Source organism: Dactylosporangium fulvum, from assembly GCF_025137375.1.
Lineage (GTDB): Bacteria > Actinomycetota > Actinomycetes > Mycobacteriales > Micromonosporaceae > Dactylosporangium > Dactylosporangium fulvum.
In genome coordinates this window covers 2,959,895-2,980,775 of the sequence record NZ_CP073720.1, presented here as the reverse complement: position 1 = coordinate 2,980,775, position 20,881 = coordinate 2,959,895, and the positions used below count along the sequence as shown (strand labels likewise).

The following is a 20,881-nucleotide window of genomic DNA, read 5'->3' as shown; positions in this document are numbered from 1 at the left end:
GCCTGGACGGTCAGCCGGCACGGAGTATCCGGCGGGCCGGGCCGCCGCGGTGCGACGGCCCGGCCCGGTGGGCGGTCAGCCCTTGTTCTTGATCTCGGCGTTCCAGTGGTTGATCCACTGGGTCTCGTTCTTGGCGATGACGTCCCAGTCGACGTCCATCGGCTTGAGGTTGAGGTTGGCCAGCCACTGCGGCTGCTCGGAGATCGGCACGGCGGGGATCTGGAAGAAGTCCTTGGCCAGGTTGGCCCGCAGCCCGCTGTCGAACAGGAACTCGATGAACGCCTTGGCGCCCTCGGTGTTGCCGCCCTTGATCGCGGCCACGCCGTCCACGAGCACCGGCGCGCCGGACGCCGGCATCACGTATCCGAACGGCATCTTCGACTGCTCGGCCTGCAGCAGGATGTCCTGCAGGTTCCAGGCGCTGAGCACACCCTGCTCGCGGGACATCTTGACGTACAGGTCCGTCGGGTTGGCGGCGTAGTCGACGGTGTTGGCGTCGAGCTTGCGCAGCCAGTCGTAGCCGGGCTGCGGGTTGCTGCCGTCCTTCGACAGGCGCTGGATCATCGAGGCGTAGATGGACCGCATGGTGCCCGACGCGGCCACGTCCCGAATGATGATCTTGTCTTTCCAGCGCGGGTCGATCAGGTCGTCCCAGTCCTTCGGCGCCTGGTCGGCCGGGATCGCCTTGTTGTTGTACATGATGACCTCGGGCAGCAGGATCTCGCCGAACCAGCGGCCCTGCGGGTCCTTGTAGCGCGCATCCATCTGCGCCGCGAAGGACGGCTGCCACGCCTCGAGGAGGCCGTCGCCGGCACCGGCCGACAGGCCCTGCTGCGTGCCGCCCCACCAGACCGAGCCCTGCGGGTTGGCCTTCTCGGCGCGGGTCCGCTCCAGCACCTCCTGGGCGCCCATGTTGAGCACCTCGACCTTGCCCTTGTACTCGGGGTACTTGGCGACGAACTGGTCGACGACGAAGTCGGTGACCTTCTTGTCGCGGGCGCTGTAGACGACGATCTTCTGCGCCGAGGTGCCCGGCGTGTCGGAATCGTCGCTGCCGCTACCGCAGCCGGTCAGGCCGGCCACTAACGTGCCGAACGCGAGGGTGAGGGCAACGCGACGTCTCATGACTTCCTCCGCTTGCGAAATGGGGTGCTATCGGTGGGTGGTGGTCGGGGATGGGCCGGGTAGGCGTACCGCGGCCGACAAGGCGTAACTGATCGCGCCGTGCAGCACCGCCTGGTCGCCGAGCACGGCCCGGCGCACCTCGGTGGGGGCGGGAACCTTGGCGGAGACCAGGTCCTGGATGCGCGCCAGCGCCGCGTCGTCGAGTTGCGCCGCCGCGCCGCTGAGCAGCACCCGGCCCGGGTCGACGACGCAGGCGCAGGAGATGACGAGCCGGGCCCATGCGTCCAGCACCTCGTCGAGGTAGGCGCGGGCCGCGGCGGAGGTGGCCGCGAGCTCGATCAGCTCGCTGACCGGCGCCTCGGGGCGCCGGCCGGGATGCAGTGCGACGACCCGCTCCGCGATCGCGTTGGCCGACCAACGCGCCTCGAACGGGCCGACCCCGCTGTAGGCGCGGTCCGCTTCCGGATCGGCCGGGAGGAAACCGACCTCCCCCGCCGCGCCGCTCGCGCCCCGCCGCACCTGGCCGTCGAGGATGAGGCCGGCGCCGATGCCGTCGGCGACGTGCAGCAGCAACAGGTCGTCGACGTCCTTCCCGGCGCCGGCCATCCGCTCCCCCGCCGCCATCAGATTGACGTCGTTGTCGACGACCACCGGCACGCCGAGCTCCTGCTGCACCGACTGGCCGATCGGCCGCGCCTCGACGAGGCCGACCGAAGGCGCCAGCCGGACCGCGCCGCCGGACGACACCCCGGGCACGGCGATCGCGACCCCGCACAGCGACGGCCGGTTGTCGGCGACCAGCTCCGCCACGAACTGGCAGACGGTCTCGACGACGTCGGGGCCGAGGCGGGACGTGCGGTGGGCGATCACTGTGCCGTTGCTGTCCGCGATCTCGCAGGTGATGCGGGGTGGCTCCAGCGAAACCGCGGCCACCAGTTCGGCGCGCGGGTTGAACTCGAGCATCGCCCGCGGCCGCCCGGTCGTGTTGGCGCCCGGGCCGCGCTCGATCAGGTATCCCTCGGCGATCAGGTCACGCACGAGGGCAGTGAGCGTCGCCGCAGGTAGTCCGGTGAGCTCGGCCAGATCGACCCGGGACAGCACGCGCGCCTCCCGGGCAGCCGAGATCACCGACTGGCGTTTGATCTCACGCGACCGCTCCCGGCTGACCGGGCTGGTCGGTGCTCTCTCCACGGCGATCACCCTTTCTTACTAGTGCGAAGAAAATCTGGGGTCAAGTCACGGAACGATCTCGAAGGGCCGCCGTGGCCCCGTGAGTCCTGGCCAGCCAGCCATGGCCGGAAGGCCAGCCGGCGGCATAAAGGGACAGTAATGTGGACAGATCGCGAAAACAAATATGGACATACATGGTCGCATCGGCACCACCGCCGGGCGCCTCCAACCATCGATTCTTTCTAGAGCGAAGAAAATGCCCGCGTGAGTGTTGACAGCCCTTTCGGGCGGTCCCTAGCGTTACGCCACAACGCCCCACCAGTGCTGACGGGTTCGCCGGGCGTTGCTACACCCTGCGATCGTCCACTGTGGACGATTACCGTCCGTGCGGGTCGCCGCCGCGCTCACCGCACTAATTTCGCAGTCCGAATTAACCCGGCAAGTCGCCGGCGGTCCCAGGAGTACGCCCGTATCCACCACACGAAGAGGTATGCCCCTATGAGATGGCGCGCCAAAGCCGTGACCGCCACGTGCGGTCTGCTACTGCTGGGCCTGGCAAGCCCGGTACAGGCCAAGCCGAACGCACCGGTCGACCTGGACATCATGTTCATCGGTGCCCACCCGGACGACGAGGCCGGACAGCTCGGCATGTTCGGCTACTGGAACGAGTACCACAACATCAACGCCGGAGTCATCACGATGACCCGGGGCGAGGGCGGCGGCAACGCGGTCGGCCTTGAGGAAGGGCCCGCGCTCGGCATCCTGCGTGAGGCCGAGGAGCGCCGCGCCGTGGGCCGGGCCGGCGTCATGAACGTCTACAACCTCGACGCGCTCGACTTCTACTACACCGCGAGCGCACCGCTGTCCGAGCAGATCTGGGACTACAACAAGTCGCTGTCGCGCATCGTGCGGACGATCCGGACCACCAAGCCGGAAGTCATCGTCACGATGAACCCGTCGGCGACCCAGGGTAACCACGGCAACCACCAGGAAGCCGCGATGCTCGCCGTCGAGGCGTTCTACGCGGCGGCGGACCCCAACGCCTTCCCCGAGCAGATCAAGAAGGAAGGGCTCCAGCCGTTCCGGCCCGCCCGCCTCTTCCAGGGCGGCGGCAGCGGCACGAGCTCAAGCGGCCCGGCCTGCGAGACCACCTTCACCCCGGCCCAGGCGACCAACGTCATCTTCGGCACCTGGCAGGGCTACGAGTCGGCCCGCAACGGCGGCATGCGGTGGAACCAGGTCAACGTGCTGGCCCGGCGCGAGTACGTCTCCCAGGGCTGGGGCGACTCGGCAGACGCGCAGACCAACCCCGCGAGCATCGGCTGCAACCGGATCACGATGATCGACAGCCGGACACCGTACCCGGACCCGAACGTCGGCGGCACCGCCGCACTGCAGGGCACCAGCATCCGCGCCGCCGGCGGGCTGCCGCTCGGCACCGAGCTGCACGTCCGCTCGCAGACGTGGGAGGTGCTGGCCGGCCAGCCGTTCGAGGTCAAGACCCACGTGCGGGCCACGGAGGCGATCCCGGGCGCGAAGGTGGCCCTGGAGGCCCCGGCGGGCTGGACCGTCACGGGCAAGGGCGACATCGGCACCATCACGCCCAACAACAAGGAGTCCGTCGCCACGTTCACCGTCACCCCGCCGGCGAGCCTGGTGGCCGGTGAGCGGTTCCGGCTCAAGGCGACCATGACCACCAAGAAGGACGGCACCGGCAGCAACACCACGCTGGTGCAGGCCACCGCCCCGGTCCGCGGCACGCTCGAGCCGCTGCCGGAGGTGGGTGACTTCCGCGAGTGGACGCAGCGCAACAAGGTCCAGTCCCTCGACGCGCTGATCGAGTCGATGCTGAGCATCCCCAGCGGCGGCACCCGGCCGATCCGGGTCGACCTCACCAACCACAGCAACCAGGTGCAGTCCGGCTCGGTCAAGCTCAACGTGCCCGCCGGCTTCGCCGTGGCCGAGGCGCAGCAGAGCTACAGCGGCCTGCAGCCCGGCGCGCGCGGCTCGGTCACGTTCACGGTGACCAACACCGACGCGTCGCTGCCGACCGCCAACCGGGCGCCCAACGACGGGCGCTACCCGGTGCAGATCGAGACCAGCTACGCCGGCGGCAGCGCGGTCCAGCCCGGTGTCCTCAACATCGTGCCGGTCACGTCTATCCCCAAGGCGGCGACGGCCCCCGTCGTCGACGGCACGGCGAGCCCGGGTGAGTACGGCGGCCAGGTCATCGACATCTCCACCCGGTGGGAGGGCAGCGCGGCCACGGCGGCGGACATCTCCGGCACGGCCCGGCTGACCTACACCGACGACGCGATCTACGCGCTGTTCGAGATCACCGACGACGTGCTCGGCACGGTGCTGCCGCCGGAGGACTGCAAGCGCCCCCGGCGCAACGACAACATCGAGTTCGGCATCGACCCGCGTGGCGGCTCGCCGAACACCTCCACGGTGTTCAACGTGGCGCTGTTCCCGGCCACGAAGGACCCGGCCAACGGCAACCCGCCGTGCTACGCCCGGGAGCGGGACAACCACCAGGGCCCGGGCCCGGAGACCGCGCCCGGCATGCAGGTCGCGTCCGTTGTCACCAGCAACCCCTACACCGGCTACCGGATCGAGGTGAAGGTGCCGTTCAGCGTCCTGCCCGACAACGTGGACGCGGCGAAGATGGGCATGAACATCCTCGTGAACGACTCCGACACGCAGGACCTGGCGGCGCAGACCCGCGTCGGCTGGTCCACCTGGAGCGGTGTCCGGGCCGACCCGTGGCGCTGGGGCGTCGCCAAGCTCGAGGGCTACCAGACCCAGCCGTCGTCGCCCAAGGCGCCGATCATGCCGGACACGGCGGCGATGAGCGTGAACTCGCCGCAGACGATCCTGCAGTCGAGTTCGGACAAGGTCGCCCCCGGCGGCTGGGCGGCGCTGCCTGACGGCACGATCCAGATCAAGGATGTGACCAAGAAGCAGACCGGCGTCGAGGTCGAGCTCAAGACCCGCCAGGCGGGCACCGCCCAGGTGTTCGTCTGGGACGGCAACGCGATCCTGGCGCAGACCACGGTCGAGTTCGGCCGCAGCGGTTCGCGCGACGTGTGGCTGCCGACGGCCGGAGCGCTGCCGGCTGGCACCACGCTGCTGGTGTCGTACCAGTCCGGCGACGCCACCACGGGCACCGCCCAGCGGTTGAGCTGAGAACACCACGGAGGGAGGGGCCGGCGCACGCCGCCCCTCCCTCTGTGCTCGGCACCACGGCGGCCGCGGCACACGGTCGCGTGGCACCGTCAAGCGTTTCGTGGTGCGGCCTGCCGGGTGCCGACGGATTCGTCGAGCGGGCCGGTGTGCACCGATCCGAGCGGGGGTGCCGCGACGGACCGGGCCGGCTCGCGCAGGCCGAGCCGGCGCAGCCAGGTGAGCAGCTGCCGGTGTACCGCCGCCGGACCGTCCAGATCGGCGGCGTCGCGCGGCCATGCGGCGGGATGGATCAGGATCGCTTCGGTCTGCGCACCGCCGAGACCGCCGTGCGAACCGACGAGTTCCTCGAACGCGGCGACCTCGTCGGTGGCCCGGTCGACGGCGCTGATCAGCACGAGGTCGCCGACGTGCTGCATCTGCTGGTGCCGCAGGAGGTCGGCGCGGGCGCGCGGTCCGAACGGCGTGAGCGGGTCGGTCCCGTGCACGGTTCCGTCGCGGAGCTCATGGCGGCCGTTGCGGCCGAGGGCGACCGGTCCGGCTCCCTCCTCGTCGACGACCACGACGCCGATCCCGGAATGCTGGACAAGCCCGTCGACCAGGCCGGGGTACAGCGTCTCGAGCTCGGTGCGGGTGAGCTTGCCGGGCTCTCCGACGACGTACACCATGCCGAGGTTTCCCGAGGCCACCACCAGCGGTGGCGTGCCACGCCCGGATGCCGATGCCGCGCCGTCGGCGCGCCGGGCCAGCCGGGCCACGAGGTGTTCCAGGGTTTCGCCGTACCGGTGCCGGAACGTCGCGCCGAGGCTCTGGCCGTGGTCGGACAGCACCACGAGGTGGTACTCACGGAACGCGGAATCGCCGGCGAGGCGGTGCAGGATGCCGAGGGTGTGGTCGAGGTTCTCCAGCGCTTTGAGCGCCTCCGGCCGGGCCGGTCCGGCGTGGTGGGCGACCTCGTCGTAGTCGACCAGGTCGCAGAAGATGACCGGGGCGCCGCGGGCCATCTGCTCCGCCACCAGGGACACGTTGACGTCACGCAGCAGCATCGCCGCCGGCCGCAACGCCACGAACGCGCCGAGCCGGCGCACCCTCGGATGCAGGTTGCGGCGGCGTTGCAGCCGTGCCTGGTGCAGCTCCGTGACCATCTCGGCCAGACCCAGCACGATCGCGCGGGTGAACCCGTACGGGCTGGCCATGAACACCGCCCAGCCACGCGCCGACCGGCCCGGCAGCGCGGCCCGGCTGACCGTCAGCAGCGAGGTGGGTGCGTCGCCGGTGAAGACGTTGCTGATGCTGACGCCGCCGTACCGCAGCAGCCCCTCGCCGGTGGACATGCGCGCCTCGACGTCCGCGCCGTCGCGCGGACGGGCCGGCACGACGAGCCGCTGCTGTGTCTTGTCGTACCAGCGGTAGGCCGGCACGGTCCGGGTGTCGCCGTGCAGGATGCCGGCCTGCGCGGCCGGAGTGGTCGCCGGTATCCCCGTGTGCCAGGGGACCATCGCGTGGGTGCCGGAGCGCAGCCAGCCACCGATCGTCGGCAGGTTCCCGGCCCGCACCGCCCAGTCCAGCAGCGGTGCGGACACCCCGTCCAGCTGCACGACCAGCATGCCCGGTGGGCGCCGGCCGGGCTCGCCGCGCTCGCCGGTGCGGCGGGTGTGCGCCCGGCGGGTCCGGGACATCAACCGGCGCAGCTCGGCGACGAACGCGGTGTCCGTGCCGGCGTCGACGAACCAGTTCAGCAGCGCCGCGAACACCACCGCCATCACCGCGGCAACCACGGTGGCCGGCAGCCCGGTCACCCGGTCGGCCGGATCCAGGCGCAGCGCCACCGCCATCACCAGCAACTGCGTGCTCGCCCCGAGCAGCATCGCCGCGAGCCCGCCGAGCACCCGGATCGCCGGGAACAGCAACAGTCTGGCCAGCGCTCCGACCCCGGCGACGAGCACCACCAGCCACAGCGTGTCGACCACATCCGTGCTGCGCACCCCGGGCATCAGCCAGAGTGTGACCGTCAGCACGACGAAGGTGACGAGCGCGTTGCGCAACAGCGCCCGTGCCCACCGCAGGACCGGCCGCCAACCGTCCGCCAGCCGCCCGAGCACGCTCACGCCCGGCCCTGAAGCCGGTGGTGCGGTGGGCTCATGCTGCGGGTTTGTTGTCACAGCCCATACGATGGCACAGTCGCTCCTCCGGTGACGGAAGAGGATGATCACACGGTCGTACGATCATGTGGCTATACCGCCGGAGTTCATTGCACTGGAGCTTCTGTGTTGTACGGCCGCCGTACCATCGAAGCATCGGCAAGGTGCAACGGCGTCGCCGCGAGCCGGGAGCCGGCATGACGGCCGCCGAGAAAGGATGCATACGATGGAGATCTCGGGCATCTTCACCGCACTCATCATCGGGTTGATCATCGGCGCGCTGGGACGGCTGGTCCTCCCCGGCCGGCAACAGATCGGGTTCTGGCTCACGCTGCTCGTCGGTGTCGTCGCCGCGCTGCTCGGCACGGTGGTGGCCACCGTGTTCGGCGTGGCCGACACCCGGGGCATCGACTGGATCGAGCTGGCGTTGCAGGTGGCGTTCGCCGCCGGTGGCGTTGCCGTCGTCGACGGTGTCCGCAACAAGAACAAGCGGAGCATTTCCGGCTGACGTCGCGGCGCAGGGCTGAGCACCGGCCCGCATGCTGGTGATCGTCGACGCTGCCGGGCCGGCCGCAGAGGTTGCGCGCGCCCTCACGTCACCGCGGGGGCGCGCGCAGACGGCCCTCGGTGTTACTTGATGAAGCGGAAGGTGGCCGGGTAGCGGTACAGCTCGCCGTTGTTGGCCTTCATGCCGGCGATGATCGCGAAGACCAGGACGAACACCCACACGAGCAGCGGCAGCGGCGACGCGATGCCGAACGAGCACACCGCGATGATCACCGAGATGATCATGGCGATGCCCCACGTGATGTGGAAGTTCAGCGCCTCGTTGGCGTGTGCCTTCACCGTGGGTGACTCGTTGCCCTTCGCGAGCAGGGCGACCAGCGGCGCGATGAAGCCGACGAGAATGCCGCCGAAGTGCGCGATCAGCGCCCAGGTCTTCTCGTCGTTGTTGGCGTAGCCGACCGGCGCGCCGCCGGGGGTGCCGTATGCGCCCGGCTGCTGATAGCCGCCGTAGCCCTGCTGCTGGTGGGCGCCGTAGCCCTGCTGCTGGTAGCCCGCGCCGGAGGTCGGCGGCGGGTATCCGGCTCCGGGGTTCCCGCCCGAGTACGAGGGAGGCGTGGAGTAGGGGTCCGGCGGCGAGCCGTACTCCCCTGGGGGACGAGGTGGTTCAGTCATGGGGGCCACCGTAGGTGTACAAATCAACCAGCGCCAGCGACACGACACGACCGCTTTTCGACAGGCCCTGCGTTTCCCCGCCGCCGGCGCACAGAACCGTCATGCCGACGGGGTCCGGTCCGGGTCTTTGACATAGGCCGGGTGCAACCGCACCGGCGCCGTGGGCCGGCCGCCCGCCAGGCGCGGCACCAGCACCGAGCCGCCGACGAACAGCAGCCCGGCGACCGACAGCGCCGCACCGACCCACGCCGTCGCCAGGTATCCGTGGCCGGCCGCGATCACGACGCCGCCCAGCCATGCCCCGATCGCGTTGGCCAGGTTGAGCGCGGAATGGTTCGACGACGCCGCCAGCGCGGGCGCGTCCGGCGAGGCCTCCATGAGCCGGATCGTGAGCCCGGCGCCGAGCGCCTGGCAGACCAGCCCGACCGCGAAGACGAGCAGCACAGCGGCGACCGGTGCCGAGGCGGTGAGCGCGTAGAGCACCAGGACCCCGGTCATCGCGACGAGCGAGCCGATGAGTGTGCCGAGCGCCGACCGGTCCGCCAGCCTGCCGCCGAGCAGCGCGCCGACGGTCATCCCCAGGCCGAAGACGGCGAGGACCCACGGCACCGCCCAGGTCGGCATCCCGGCGACCTCGGTCAGGGTCGGCGCGACGTAGCTGTAGACGGCGAACATGCCACCGAAGCCGACGGTCCCGGTGAGCAGCGCGATCCACACGTGCACCCGGCGGAACGCACCCAGCTCCCGGGTGATGCTGGCCCCGTCCGCGGCGGCCACGGGCGGCACCCACTGCCGGACGGCGACGACGGTCACGACGCCGATCCCGGCGACCAGCGCATACGAGGCGCGCCAGCCGAACAGCTGCCCGGCGAGCGTGACGAGCGGTACGCCGATGATGTTGGCCACGGTCAGTCCGACCATGACCCGCGACACCGCCCGGCCCTTGCGGTCCGGCGGGACGAGCCCGGCCGCCACGACCGAGGCGATGCCGAAGTAGGCGCCGTGTGGCAGACCGGTCAGGAACCGGGCGCCGACCAGAGACCAGATGCCCGGCGCGACGGCGGTCAGCCCGTTGCCCGCCACGAACGCGAGCATGAGCACGAGCAACAGCCCGCGCCTGGGCACCCGGGCCGCAAGGGCCGTGATGACCGGTGCGCCGACGACGACGCCCAGCGCGTACGCGGTGATGCCGTGCCCCATCGTCGGGACGGAGACGTGCAGCTCGTCGGCCATCTGCGGCAGCAGGCCCATGGTGGCGAACTCGGTGGTGCCGATGCCGAAGCCGCCGATCGCCAGCGCGAACAGTGCCGCCGCGGCCGGACGGCGCGCGCCGGGTGCGTCCCGCACCGCGGACCGGGCCTCGGTGGTGCTCACGGTGGTGCCTCCGCTCGTCGTGGCGTCGCCGCCCTCCAGGGGGACCGACACTCCACGGCGGTATGGAGGCACGGTGCTGCCCCCATCCTGCCTTTCGCGCGGGAACCACCGGCCCGACGAGGTGGCCGGGGTGACGCGGATTACCCGCCGTCGCGGTGTCAGTAGGCTCGCGCGACGACTGCCACGAGGCCCGGTTCGTCCTCGCTGTCGGGAACGGTGCCGTCCTGCCGCACCAGGCAGCGGACGGTCACCCCTTCCCCGTTCGCCTTCGTCTCACCCTCGGTCCCCATGGTGGACCACGGCACCCGCGCCCACTTGCCCTCGATCGCCGCGGCGATCGCGTCGTCGGTCGTCTTCACCTCGACCGTGCCGGCGTCCCGGCGGGCGAGTGCCTCGTCGTACAGCGCCTGCTGGTCCAGCGCGAGCGTCTCCACCACCGTCCTGACGATCGCGTCGACCCTGACGGACGTCTTGGTGCCGTCGAACCGCCGCACGAGCACGACGTTGCCCGCGGCGAGATCACGCGGACCGATCTCGATCCGCACCGGGAAGCCCTTGAGCTCGGCGTCGACCGCCCGCCGCCCGAACGGGGTGTCCACCCGGTCGTCGAGCGCCACCCGGACGCCCGCGGCCTTGAGCTCGTCGCGGAGCCGGGCGGCTGCCTCCGGTACACCTTCGCCCGTCTTGACCACCGTGACGAGCGCCTGCGTCGCCGCGGCGCGCGGCGGGACGCGGAGGCCGGCGTCGTCGCCGTGACACATGATCAGGCCGCCGAGCATGCGGGTCGAGCTGCCCCAGGACGTGGTCCAGGCGTGTTCCTGCGTGCCGGCCGGGCTCGAGAAGACGATGTCGAACGCCTTCGCGAAGTTCTGGCCCAGCTCGTGGCTGGTGCCCATCTGCAGCGCCTTGCCGTCGCCCATCATGCCTTCGAGTGTGTACGTGTTGGTGGCGCCGGCGAACCGCTCCCGCGCGGTCTTGCGCCCCACGACGACCGGCATGGCGAGGACGGTGCGCATGAAGTCCTCATACACGTCGTGGAGGATCCTGCGCGCGTAGCGGCGGGCGTCGTCCTGCGTGGCGTGAGCGGTGTGCCCTTCCTGCCAGAGGAACTCGGCCGTGCGCAGGAGCAGCCGCGGCCGCAGCTCCCACCGCACGACGTTGGCCCACTGGTTGAGCAGCAACGGAAGGTCGCGGTAGCTGCTGACCCACTTCGCCATGTACTCCCCGATGACGGTCTCGCTCGTCGGCCGCACGACCACGGGCTCGGTGAGTGGTTTGCCGCCGCCGTGCGTCACCACGGCGAGCTCCGGCGAGAAGCCCTCGACGTGTTGTGCCTCGCGCCGCAGGTAGCTCTCGGGGATGAGCAGCGGGAAGTAGGCGTTCTCCGCGCCGGCCGCCTTGATGCGCTCGTCCATCTCGGACTGCATGCGCTCCCAGATCGCATACCCCGCCGGTCGGATCACCATGGTGCCGCGCACCGGCCCGTTGTCGGCCACCTCTGCCTTGGCGAGCAGCTCCTGATACCAGCGGGGAAAGTCCTCCGAACGCGGAGTAAGGACGCGGGCCATGACCGTCAAGTCTAGTAACGTTCCGTCGTCGTCACATGCGGTTATTCGCGACCGTGACCGTCGAACTCATCGACGTCCGACCACCTGAACAACCATCACAAAGCCCGGGGAGACCTCTCCCCGGGCTTCAGCACGCCGCCACCCAGGAGACCGCGACGGTGCAGGTGCTGGAGCCGTAATGCTCGCCTCGTGAGGTTCGATCGGCGGTTGCCCGGCGGAATCAGGCGGGTGAGACTACTGGGATGATCTCGGGCGAGCATGAGCCGGTGTCGGAGGAGTCGGCGGGGCGTACGGCCCCGGGATTCGGTGGGCCGTCGGGCACGGCGCCGGTGACGGCGGCCGGCCAGCCCGCGCTGCACGCCCTGGTCGCGGGGGTGGCGCGGACGCTACGCCTGCCGCCGACCACGCGGGTGTGGTTGACCGCGGACGCCGCCGTCACCCGTCAGGCGGACCTGTACGGCCGGCATCTGATCATTGGCCTCCCCCTGCTCAGCCTGCTGTCCGGCACGGAGTTGCGGGCGTTGGTCGGCCACGAACTGGCGCTGCTGCACCGCCCGGACGCCCGCCGGGCCGACCGTGCACTCGCCAAGTGGTCCAGCGCGGTCTGGGACGAGGCGGTACAGGAGCTTCCGGCGGATCCGCGGCGCGAGCCCGACCCGTACGTGGCCGAGCTCCAGGACGCGGCGGACCAAGCGGCGATCACCGCGGCCGGCGGCGCGGAACCGGCGGCGCGGGCCGTCGCGCTGGCCACCCTGTCGGAGACCGGTTATCTCGTGTTCCGGGTCGAGTCCGGTCCGCCACTGCTCGGGCAGTGGTGGTGGCAGTTCAGCGACCTGCTCGACGGCTGGGATCGTGCGGTGCGGTACGGGCTCGGCGACGCGGAGTGGGACGCGGAGACGGCGGCTGTGCTGGCCCGGCTGCACCCGCGGCTGTCCGGCGCGCTGACCGCGCTCGGCCGGGAGTCGCTGCCCCTGGTCGCCGCGGCCAGGTCCGTACCGGTGGTGCCGCTATCGGTCCACAAGCAGCGGCGGCTCATCCGCGCATTGACCGATCAGTCCGTCCCGACGGTGCTGTGGTGGCGGACGTACGAGACGGCGCCGGCCCGCCGGTGGCGACGGCGGGCCGCGAAGGACGCCCGTTCGATACGCGCCCACCTGGCCGCCGCACTCGGCCGCGACCTGGTCGACGACGTCGAGGCGATCCGGGCGATCGAGACAGGGGCAGCCCCCTGCGGGTGTGGGCACGCCGGAGGCCACCACGAGTTCACTGCGGGTGACCCGGCGGTGTCGTTGGTCGAGGATCACCTGCTGCGGCGGGGTTGGCGGCTGGAGCATCCCGCCGTGCGCGGCGTGCTGATCGGTCCGGACGGCCGGCGAGTCGACGCGATCGAGATCTTGCGGGCCGGCGCGGACTCAGCGGTCGTCCGTGAACTCCTCGGCTCCGAATAGCTGCCCTCGCCGAGCCCTGATTGTCCATCTATGGCGGGCAATCAGGGAACTGGAATGGAAGATACCCACTCCCCTCCACCTCTAACCTATAGCACACCGGGGGGCTTGCGGCAAGACCCGGGTCGTGCCGCAGAATCGTCGGCCGAGGCTGGAACCTGCGGAAATGGGGGACCGCAAAATGCGTGTGTTGCTGTCGGCGATCGGGTTACACAGTCGCGTTTGTCGTGGACGACCTGACCACGGTCGATCCGTGGGCACGGCCGCGAGCGAGCCGGGCGATGTGAACTCTCGCCGGGACCGGACTACCCAAGCCTGACCTGCGCCGGGCCGCTCGCCATCCGGTCGCGCCGTTCCCGCCGGACGTAACCGGCAACCGAGTGCTGCGGGACCTGGACACGCCCCAGCTGCAGGGCGCTGTCCGACACGGCGCTCGACATCCACCGGCCCGTCGATCGGCCTGCCACCGGACAACGTCCGCGACGACGCGTCGGCGCGTGTCGTCGCGTCCCGCACCGCGAACGGTGCGCCGGGCCACGGCGGGCGACGGCGCGGCCCCCGTTTGCCGGCGGCCCGGCCACACCCACCGCTACCACCAAGGAGAGCCGATGACCGTTCAACCTGAGCCGGACGCGGCCGGGACCCCGGCGGCGATCGCGCCGGACGACCGGACCGTAGCCGGCGTGCCCGTGGCCGCCGGGTCGGCCGCCCGCGACGAGGCGCCGGCCGAACAGTCCGGACAGATGTCGCACGCCGAGGTGATCCAGGCACTGTCCGGCCTCATGCTCGGCGTGTTCGTCACGATCCTGGCCTCGACGATCGTCTCCAACGCACTGCCGCGCATCATCGCCGACCTCGGCGGCACCCAGTCGGTCTACACCTGGGTGGTCACCACCGAACTGCTGTCGATGACCGCGACCGTGCCGCTCTGGGGCAAGATGGCCGACCTCTACAGCAAGAAGCTGCTGATCCAGCTCTCGCTGAGCCTGTTCGCGGTCGGCTCGCTGATCGCCGGCTCCGCGCCGGACGTCACGCTGCTGCTCCTCAGCCGTATCGCGCAGGGTGTGGGCGCCGGCGGCATGGGCGCGCTCGCGATGATCGTGATGGCCGCGATGATCCCGCCGCGCGAGCTGGGCCGCTACTCCGGCGTCTTCGGCGCGGTGTTCGGCGTGGCCACGATCGCCGGCCCGCTGATCGGCGGTGTGCTGGTGGACACCTCGTGGCTGGGCTGGCGCTGGTGCTTCTTCATCGGCATCCCGTTCACGGTGGCCGCGATCGCCCTGCTGCAGAAGACGCTGCACCTGCCGGTCGTCCGCCGGCGCGTGAAGGTCGACTGGCTGGGCGCGCTGCTGATCATGGCCGGCGTCAGCACGCTGCTGATCTGGTCCAGCCTGGCCGGTCACCACTTCGCCTGGGGCTCGTGGCAGACCGCGGCGTTTGTCAGCGGCGGCGCGCTCCTGCTCGCGCTCGCGGTGTGGACCGAGTCGCGGGCCGCGGACCCGATCATCCCGCTCGGCATCTTCCGCAACCGCACGGTCACGCTGGCCGTGGTGGCCAGCACGCTGGTCGGCGTGGCGATGTTCGGCGGCACGGTGTTCCTTTCGCAGTACTTCCAGATAGCCCTCGGCAAGTCCCCGACGGTGGCCGGCCTGATGAGCCTGCCGATGATCTTCGGTGTGCTGGTGTCCTCGACGGTCGCCGGACAACTCATCACGCGGTTCGGGCGCTGGAAGGCGTACCTGGTGGTGGGCTCGATCGTGATGACCGCCGGGTTCCTGTTGCTCAGCACGATCGACGCGAAGACCGGCGTGGTGCTGCTGGCGGTGTACATGGCGGTGCTCGGGATCGGGGTCGGCATGCTCATGCAGAACCTCGTGCTCGCCGCGCAGAACGACGTGCCCGCCGCCGAACTGGGCGCGGCCACCTCGGCGCTCACCTTCTTCCGCAGCATGGGCGGCGCGATCGGGGTGAGCGCGCTGGGCGCGGTGCTCACCAACAGGGTGACCTCGCTCTTCGTCGACCACTTCGGCACGGCGGCGACCGAGGGCGGCAGCGCGAAGGTGCCCGACCTCAAGACGCTGCCCGCGCCGGTCCTCGCCGTGGTCCGCGACGTCTACGGCACGGCGACCGCGGACCTGTTCCTGGTGGCCGCGCCGATCGCGTTCCTCGCCGTGCTCGCGGTGATCTTCATCAAGGAGAAGCCGCTGTCCACCCTCACCGGCGACGAGCGCCGCGCGCAGGAAGCGGCGGCGGCACCGCACTGAGTCGCGCAGGGCCGCCACGCACTCGTTCTCCACCGCAAGCGAACCCAGATCGGAGCTCATGCCGTGAACCCGCTGACCACCAGTGCGTTTGATCTTCCCGACCACCTCTCCGCCAAGGCCGACCCGAAGCTGATCGCCGGGGATGAGCAGCATTTCGCGGCCATCGCGGAGAGCCTCGAACAGACGATCTCCGACCTGTCCGGCCGCCTCGACGCCGTACGCAAGGCGGCCGGCGGCATAGGCCAGGCGGCGATGGACCGGGACCTGGAGGTCCACCGGCTGACCGCTCGCCTGCGCACCCTGCGTCGCTTCGGCCTGGACCTGTGCCTCGGCCACCTCGTCAGCGCGGACAACCCCGAGCCCGTGTACATCGGACGGCTCGGCCTCACGGACAGCACGGGTCGTCGGCTGCTGCTCGACTGGCGCTCCCCGGCCGCCGAACCGTTCTTCGGCGCGACCCACGCCAACCCGATGGGTCTGGCGAGCCGCCGCAGGTACCGCTGGACGCGTGGCCGGATCAGCGACTACTGGGACGAGGTGTTCACCGCAGCGGGATTCGAGGGGCACGCCGCGCTCGACGACCAGTCCGCCTTCATCGCCAGCCTGGGTGGTAGCCGGTCGAGCCGGATGCGCGACGTCCTCAGCACCATCCAGGCCGACCAGGACGCCGTCATCCGCGCGGGATCCAGCGGTGCGCTCGTCGTCGACGGCGGTCCGGGCACGGGGAAGACCGTCGTCGCGCTGCACCGCTCCGCCTACCTCCTCTACTCCGACCCGCGCCTCGATCACCGCCGGGGCGGCGTGCTGTTCGTCGGTCCGCACCAGCCGTACCTGGCGTACATCGCCGACGTCCTGCCCAGCCTCGGCGAGGAGGGCGTGCAGACCTGCACCCTGCGGGACCTCGTCGCCGAGGGAGCTTCGGCGACCGTCGAGGCCGACCCGGAGGTGGCCCGCCTGAAGTCGTCCGCCGATCTGGTGAAGGCGATCGAGGCGGCCGTCAGGTTCTACGAGGAGCCGCCCACCAAGGGGATGACGGTCGCGACCCAGGAGTCCGGCATCCGGCTGAGCGCCGACGACTGGGCCGACGCGTTCCAGGCAGCGGGACCCGGCACCCCGCACAACGAGGCGCGTGACCAGATCTGGGAGGAGCTGCTCACGATCCTGATGGACAAGTACGACGGCGACGAACCGGATGACCTGCTGCGCCGGTCGCTGCTGCGGAACAGGGAACTGCTCACGACGTTCAACCGCGCGTGGCCGCTGCTCGAAGCGGCCGACCTCGTCGGAGACCTGTGGTCGGTGCCGGCGTACCTGCGCAAGTGCGCTCCCTGGCTCGGCACCGACGACGTCCGGCGACTGCGACGCGACGACGCCCAGGCCTGGACGGTGTCCGACCTGCCGCTGCTGGACGCGGCACGGCAGCGGCTCGGCGACCCGGAGGCGTCACGGCGTCAGCGCCGGCACAACGCCGCTGTCACCGCCGAACGCGAGCGCATGACCAGGGTCGTGGACGACCTGATCGAGGTCGCCGACGACGAATACGGAACAGGCCTGGTGACGATGCTTCGTGGCGAGGACTTCCACGACGCCCTGGTCGACGAGACCGCACTGCCCGGCACCGAGCCGGACCGGCTCGCCGGACCGTTCGCGCACATCGTCGTGGACGAGGCCCAGGAGCTGACCGACGCGGAGTGGCAGATGCTGCTGCAGCGCTGCCCGTCCCGCAGCTTCACCATCGTCGGGGACCGCGCCCAGGCACGGCACGGCTTCACGGAGTCATGGCAGGAACGGCTCGAGCGGATCGGACTCGACCGGATCAACGTGGCCTCCCTGACCATCAACTACCGGACACCGGACACGGTCATGGCGGAAGCCGAGCCCGTCATCCGGGCCGTGCTGCCGGACGCCAACGTGCCGACCTCCGTGCGCACCAGCGACGCTCCGGTCGTGCACGGATCCGTTTCGGATCTGGGGTCGATCCTGGACACCTGGCTCGCCGCGCACGCCGACGGGATCGCCTGCGTCATCGGCGATCCCACGTTCCGGGCGACGGCCCGCGTCCGGTCGCTGGCCCCGGAGCTGTCGAAGGGGCTCGAGTTCGACCTGGTCGTCCTCATCGACCCCGAGAAGTTCGGCGATGGCATCGAAGGAGCGGTCGACCGTTATGTCGCGATGACCCGGGCGACCCAGCAACTTGTCATCCTCACGAGCCCCTGACCCTCCGGGTCGGCCCGGCGGATCGACACGCTCACGGTCGCGTGCCGCGCGGCTCGTCGGGCGTCACGCCGAACCGTCCCGGCCGGCGACGAAGGCGTGTGTCAGCGTGTGGGCGAGCAGCTGACCGGCTTCGCCGGCGGTTGTGCGTCCGACCAGCACTTCCTCGTTGGCCGCGCGGCCGAGTCCATGGATCATCGCGTACATCCATTCGGGCGGGAGGTCGGTGCGGATTTCGTCCCGCTCGGCGGCCTCGGTCAGCCACATCAGCAGCGGCTCGTCGGCCGCAGGGCGGCGCAGCGGCGCGTCGGTGACGCTGCCGGGACGGTTGTCCAGGAACCGGTAGCGTTCACCCACCCGGATGATCCCAGGGCCAAGGCGATCGAAGACTTCGGCGGCCGTGGCAGCCGGTGTGATCGCGGTCGTGACGACGGCCCGCTCCTCCTCGACGACAAGGTCGATGAGCGCCTGGATGAGGTGTTCACGGGTCGGAAAGTGCCGATAGACGGTGACTCGCGCCACGCCGGACTCCGCGGCGATCTGCCGCATGCTCGCCTCCGGGTCGGTCGCGAGTATCCGGATCGCCGCGGCCAGCACCGCGTCCCGGTTGCGCCGGGCGTCCAACCGCAATGCCTGTTCGGTCGAGTTGAGATCACTGGCGTCGCCCACCAGTAAATGATACAACGTGTCACAACTGATACAGCGTGTATCACTTGGAGGATGGGTGAGCGTGATCGAAACAACGGGCATCAGCCCGTCGAGGCGGAAGCAACGGATGACCCTCGTCGCGGTGGCGCTGGGTGTGGTGATGGTCAGTCTGGACGGCACCGTGGTCCACATCGCCAACCCGACGATCGCCCGCGACCTCGGCTCGTCGATGACCGGCCTGCAGTGGGTGACCAACGGCTACCTTCTCGCGCTGGCGGTGACGTTGATCGTCGGCGGCAAGCTCGGCGACAGGTTCGGCCGGCGCAAACTCTTCGTGATCGGCGTCGCCGGTTTCGCGATCGCGTCCCTCGGGTGCGGCCTGGCACCGTCGACTGCCGCACTGATTGCTTTCCGCGTGCTGCAGGGACTTGCCGGGGCGTGCCTGGTGCCGAACACACTTGCGATCCTGAGGTCGACGTTCCCGTCGTCCGAGTTGAACCGTGCCATCGGGATGTGGAGTGCCGCATCAGCGCTGGCCGCCGCCGCCGGACCGATCGTCGGCGGGTTGCTGGTGGAGTACTTGTCCTGGTCGGCGATCTTCGTGGTGAACGTCCCGATCGGGTTGGCCGCCGCCGCGTTGGCGGTCCGGTGGGCCGACGAGAGCCGCGCCCCGGGCCGCGACCGGTTCGACATCGTCGGCGCCGGCGTGCTGGCCGGGGCGTTGTTCGTGCTGGTGTGGGCGTTGACCGGCACACCTGGGCGCGGATGGTGGCGCTGGGCGGCCGGCGCGGTCGCAGCGCTGGTACTCCTGGCCGGGTTTGTGATCCGGCAACGCCGCTTCTCGGCGCCGCTCCTTCCGCTGTCGCTGTTTCGTTCCCGGGCCTTGTCGGTGGGTGTCGTGCTGCTGGTGACCGGGAACGTCGCACTGTACGGAGTGCTGTTCTCCATCGGCCTCTACATGCAGAACGTGAACGGCTACACGCCGCTGGAGACCGGTGTCCGCCTGTTGCCGCTGATGGCGATGTTCATGGTCAGCTCGCCGCTGGGCGGACGCCTGACCGAGCGACTGGGTTCACGCTGGCCGCTGGCCCTCGGGATGGCGCTGCTCGCGGCGAGCTTCTTCGGGCTGGTCGGCCTGTCCGCGGACTCCCCCTACAGCCGGCAGTGGCCGTGCCTGGTCCTGCTGGGCCTCGGCATGGGGATGGTCGTGGTCGCCGGGACCGAGGCCGTCGTCGGGACGGCTCCCGTGCAGCACGGCGGAGTCGCGGGTGGCCTGCAGACCACTGCGAACCAACTCGGTGGTGTGCTCGGCACCACGGTGTTCGGGACGGTGATCGCCACGATCGTCGCGCGGACGCTGCCGGCGGAACTCGACAGCGCCGACGTCCCCGATGCGATCGCGGAACAGGTGGTCACCCACATGGGCCTGGCCGAACAGGGCATCGCACCACTCGGCGCGCAGATGAACGATCTGGCCGCCACGATCACCCGTGCCACGGAACACGCATTCATGTCCGGCATGCACACAGTCATGTGGATCGGCGCCGGCATCGCGCTCCTCAGCGCGCTGCTGGCACTGCTGATCCCGGCCCGCCGTCAGGGACGGGTCGGGGCGTAGCGGGCGAGCACACTCGGCCCGCCGCTGCTGCCTGGACCCACCAGCGGCGGGCCGAGGCAGCAGCGGTCGGGGTGTCGCCCGTCGTTCTCAGGCGGCTCCTGCGCAAGCTCGGCGATCACCCTCAGCCTCCTCCAGCGGGTGAGGCCCGACCGTTACTCGCCCGACAAGCGCAGCACCGGCAGTGCCCGGTCGGTCTTGCGCTGGTACCCCCCGAAGCGCGGCTGGCCGGCCACGATGCGCTCGAGTGCGGCACGGCGGCGCTCGCCCTCCAACTGCTCGACGCGGGCATGGATGCGCCGGCCGCCCACCTCGACCCAGACCTGATCCGGGTGCGCCCGCAGGTTGTGGTACCAGCTGGGATGCCGGTCGGCGCCGCCGTTGGACGCCACGACCAACCAGGCGTCGTCGCCGTCGGCGAAGCGGGCCACGGGCGAGACCCGCTCCTTGCCGCTCTTGGCCCCGACGGTGGTGAGGTACAACAGGTCCATCCCGGCGAACCGGTCCCCGCTGCGCTTGTGGACTTTGATCATGATGTTCTTCACCAGGCCCATGGCCCCATTCTGGGTTCGCCGCCGCCGCGGTGCACCGGCCATCGATCCACGACCGCCACTGACATTTGTCACCGCGGCACCGAACATGTCCCCTGGCCCGGTCACGCCGTTACGACCACCGCCCGCGTCGTACGAGCACCACCACCAGCCCCGCGGCGGCGGCGAGACCGACAGCGACCATCGCCGTTGCGGCGCCCGCGGTGCCGATCCGTCGTCTGGCCCGGTCGACGGCCTGGCCGGCGGCCGCCTTCGTACGGGCCTTCACGTCGGTCTTCGCCACCAGCGCCGCGACCGTCTCGCCCAGCGCGGCGCGGGTCCTGGCGATCTCCGCCCGCAGCTGTTCCGGGTCGGTTTGGCCCTTCACGGTCGTCACGATGCCATTCCTTCCCGAACCGCGA

Annotated in this window: 15 protein-coding genes; 6 read left to right on the top strand and 9 right to left on the bottom strand. The window is 70.7% G+C overall.

What is annotated here, in order from left to right; translation table 11 throughout:
- Window positions 1–75: 75 nt before the first annotated feature.
- Together Dfulv_RS13760 and Dfulv_RS13755 are read right to left on the bottom strand one after the other, a co-directional pair.
- Entirely contained in the window at window positions 76–1,125 is a 1,050-nt protein-coding gene (locus Dfulv_RS13760) for an extracellular solute-binding protein (protein ID WP_259863312.1), read from the bottom strand.
- 27 nt (window positions 1,126–1,152) lie between these two features.
- Window positions 1,153–2,316: an ROK family protein gene (locus Dfulv_RS13755; RefSeq protein ID WP_259863311.1), complete on the bottom strand. Its 1,164-nt coding sequence runs from the start codon at window positions 2,314–2,316 to the stop codon at window positions 1,153–1,155.
- Window positions 2,317–2,793: 477 nt separating this feature from the next.
- On the opposite strand from Dfulv_RS13755, the gene Dfulv_RS13750 reads away from it, so the two are divergent.
- Window positions 2,794–5,484: a sugar-binding protein gene (locus tag Dfulv_RS13750; protein WP_259863310.1), complete on the top strand. Its 2,691-nt coding sequence runs from the start codon at window positions 2,794–2,796 to the stop codon at window positions 5,482–5,484.
- A gap of 89 nt (window positions 5,485–5,573) precedes the next feature.
- On the opposite strand, the gene Dfulv_RS13745 is transcribed toward Dfulv_RS13750, so the two are convergent.
- The gene (locus Dfulv_RS13745; RefSeq protein ID WP_259863309.1) at window positions 5,574–7,589 is read right to left on the bottom strand and encodes an alkaline phosphatase family protein; all 2,016 of its coding nucleotides are present in this window, start codon (window positions 7,587–7,589) and stop codon (window positions 5,574–5,576) included.
- A 259-nt stretch (window positions 7,590–7,848) separates the two neighbouring features.
- Between Dfulv_RS13745 and Dfulv_RS13740 the strand changes: the two genes are divergently transcribed.
- Entirely contained in the window at window positions 7,849–8,130 is a 282-nt protein-coding gene (locus Dfulv_RS13740) for a GlsB/YeaQ/YmgE family stress response membrane protein (RefSeq protein ID WP_259863308.1), read from the top strand.
- 122 nt (window positions 8,131–8,252) lie between these two features.
- Here the strand turns inward: Dfulv_RS13740 and Dfulv_RS13735 are convergent, their stop codons facing one another.
- The 3 genes from Dfulv_RS13735 to proS all read right to left on the bottom strand — a co-directional run bounded on the left by Dfulv_RS13735 (window position 8,253) and on the right by proS (window position 11,743).
- The gene (locus tag Dfulv_RS13735) at window positions 8,253–8,801 is read right to left on the bottom strand and encodes a DUF4870 domain-containing protein (RefSeq protein WP_259863307.1); all 549 of its coding nucleotides are present in this window, start codon (window positions 8,799–8,801) and stop codon (window positions 8,253–8,255) included.
- Between the two features lie 99 nt (window positions 8,802–8,900).
- Window positions 8,901–10,226 (bottom strand): MFS transporter, encoded by a 1,326-nt coding sequence (locus tag Dfulv_RS13730; RefSeq protein ID WP_259863306.1) that lies wholly within the window; start codon window positions 10,224–10,226, stop codon window positions 8,901–8,903.
- A 107-nt stretch (window positions 10,227–10,333) separates the two neighbouring features.
- The gene (gene proS, locus Dfulv_RS13725; RefSeq protein ID WP_259863305.1) at window positions 10,334–11,743 is read right to left on the bottom strand and encodes a proline--tRNA ligase; all 1,410 of its coding nucleotides are present in this window, start codon (window positions 11,741–11,743) and stop codon (window positions 10,334–10,336) included.
- A gap of 242 nt (window positions 11,744–11,985) precedes the next feature.
- On the opposite strand from proS, the gene Dfulv_RS13720 reads away from it, so the two are divergent.
- The 3 genes from Dfulv_RS13720 (at window position 11,986) to helR (ending at window position 17,669) form a co-directional block, all read left to right on the top strand.
- The gene (locus Dfulv_RS13720; RefSeq protein WP_259863304.1) at window positions 11,986–13,191 is read left to right on the top strand and encodes a M48 family metalloprotease; all 1,206 of its coding nucleotides are present in this window, start codon (window positions 11,986–11,988) and stop codon (window positions 13,189–13,191) included.
- Between the two features lie 740 nt (window positions 13,192–13,931).
- Entirely contained in the window at window positions 13,932–15,452 is a 1,521-nt protein-coding gene (locus Dfulv_RS13715) for an MDR family MFS transporter (RefSeq protein ID WP_259867667.1), read from the top strand.
- A gap of 72 nt (window positions 15,453–15,524) precedes the next feature.
- Window positions 15,525–17,669 carry an RNA polymerase recycling motor ATPase HelR gene (helR, locus tag Dfulv_RS13710; protein ID WP_259867664.1) on the top strand — a complete coding sequence of 715 codons (2,145 nt, stop codon included), beginning with the start codon at window positions 15,525–15,527 and terminating at the stop codon, window positions 17,667–17,669.
- A 63-nt stretch (window positions 17,670–17,732) separates the two neighbouring features.
- Here helR and Dfulv_RS13705 read toward each other — a convergent pair whose 3' ends face one another.
- Complete coding sequence (locus Dfulv_RS13705; protein ID WP_259863303.1) at window positions 17,733–18,494, bottom strand: TetR/AcrR family transcriptional regulator; 762 nt, start codon at window positions 18,492–18,494, stop codon at window positions 17,733–17,735.
- On the opposite strand from Dfulv_RS13705, the gene Dfulv_RS13700 reads away from it, so the two are divergent.
- Window positions 18,442–19,932 carry an MFS transporter gene (locus Dfulv_RS13700; RefSeq protein WP_259863302.1) on the top strand — a complete coding sequence of 497 codons (1,491 nt, stop codon included), beginning with the start codon at window positions 18,442–18,444 and terminating at the stop codon, window positions 19,930–19,932. The genes Dfulv_RS13705 and Dfulv_RS13700 overlap by 53 nt on opposite strands.
- A 152-nt stretch (window positions 19,933–20,084) precedes the next feature.
- Here the strand turns inward: Dfulv_RS13700 and Dfulv_RS13695 are convergent, their stop codons facing one another.
- Both Dfulv_RS13695 and Dfulv_RS13690 read right to left on the bottom strand, forming a co-directional pair.
- On the bottom strand, window positions 20,085–20,483 hold the full coding sequence (locus Dfulv_RS13695) for a nitroreductase family deazaflavin-dependent oxidoreductase (RefSeq protein ID WP_259863301.1): 399 nt from the start codon (window positions 20,481–20,483) through the stop codon (window positions 20,085–20,087).
- 109 nt (window positions 20,484–20,592) lie between these two features.
- Window positions 20,593–20,856, bottom strand: a complete 264-nt coding sequence (locus Dfulv_RS13690) for a DUF3618 domain-containing protein (RefSeq protein ID WP_259863300.1) — start codon at window positions 20,854–20,856, stop codon at window positions 20,593–20,595.
- Window positions 20,857–20,881: the final 25 nt, after the last annotated feature.

Bases quoted from the DNA above. Each gene is read 5' to 3' on its own strand.
- Dfulv_RS13750 (WP_259863310.1), top strand. From the start codon at position 2,794: ATGAGATGGCGCGCCAAAGCCGTGACCGCCACGTGCGGTCTGCTACTG.
- Dfulv_RS13760 (WP_259863312.1), bottom strand. From the start codon at position 1,125: ATGAGACGTCGCGTTGCCCTCACCCTCGCGTTCGGCACGTTAGTGGCC.
- proS (WP_259863305.1), bottom strand. From the start codon at position 11,743: ATGGCCCGCGTCCTTACTCCGCGTTCGGAGGACTTTCCCCGCTGGTAT.
- Dfulv_RS13700 (WP_259863302.1), top strand. From the start codon at position 18,442: ATGACCCTCGTCGCGGTGGCGCTGGGTGTGGTGATGGTCAGTCTGGAC.
- Dfulv_RS13695 (WP_259863301.1), bottom strand. From the start codon at position 20,483: ATGGGCCTGGTGAAGAACATCATGATCAAAGTCCACAAGCGCAGCGGG.
- Dfulv_RS13720 (WP_259863304.1), top strand. From the start codon at position 11,986: ATGATCTCGGGCGAGCATGAGCCGGTGTCGGAGGAGTCGGCGGGGCGT.
- Dfulv_RS13715 (WP_259867667.1), top strand. From the start codon at position 13,932: ATGTCGCACGCCGAGGTGATCCAGGCACTGTCCGGCCTCATGCTCGGC.
- Dfulv_RS13740 (WP_259863308.1), top strand. From the start codon at position 7,849: ATGGAGATCTCGGGCATCTTCACCGCACTCATCATCGGGTTGATCATC.
- Dfulv_RS13735 (WP_259863307.1), bottom strand. From the start codon at position 8,801: ATGACTGAACCACCTCGTCCCCCAGGGGAGTACGGCTCGCCGCCGGAC.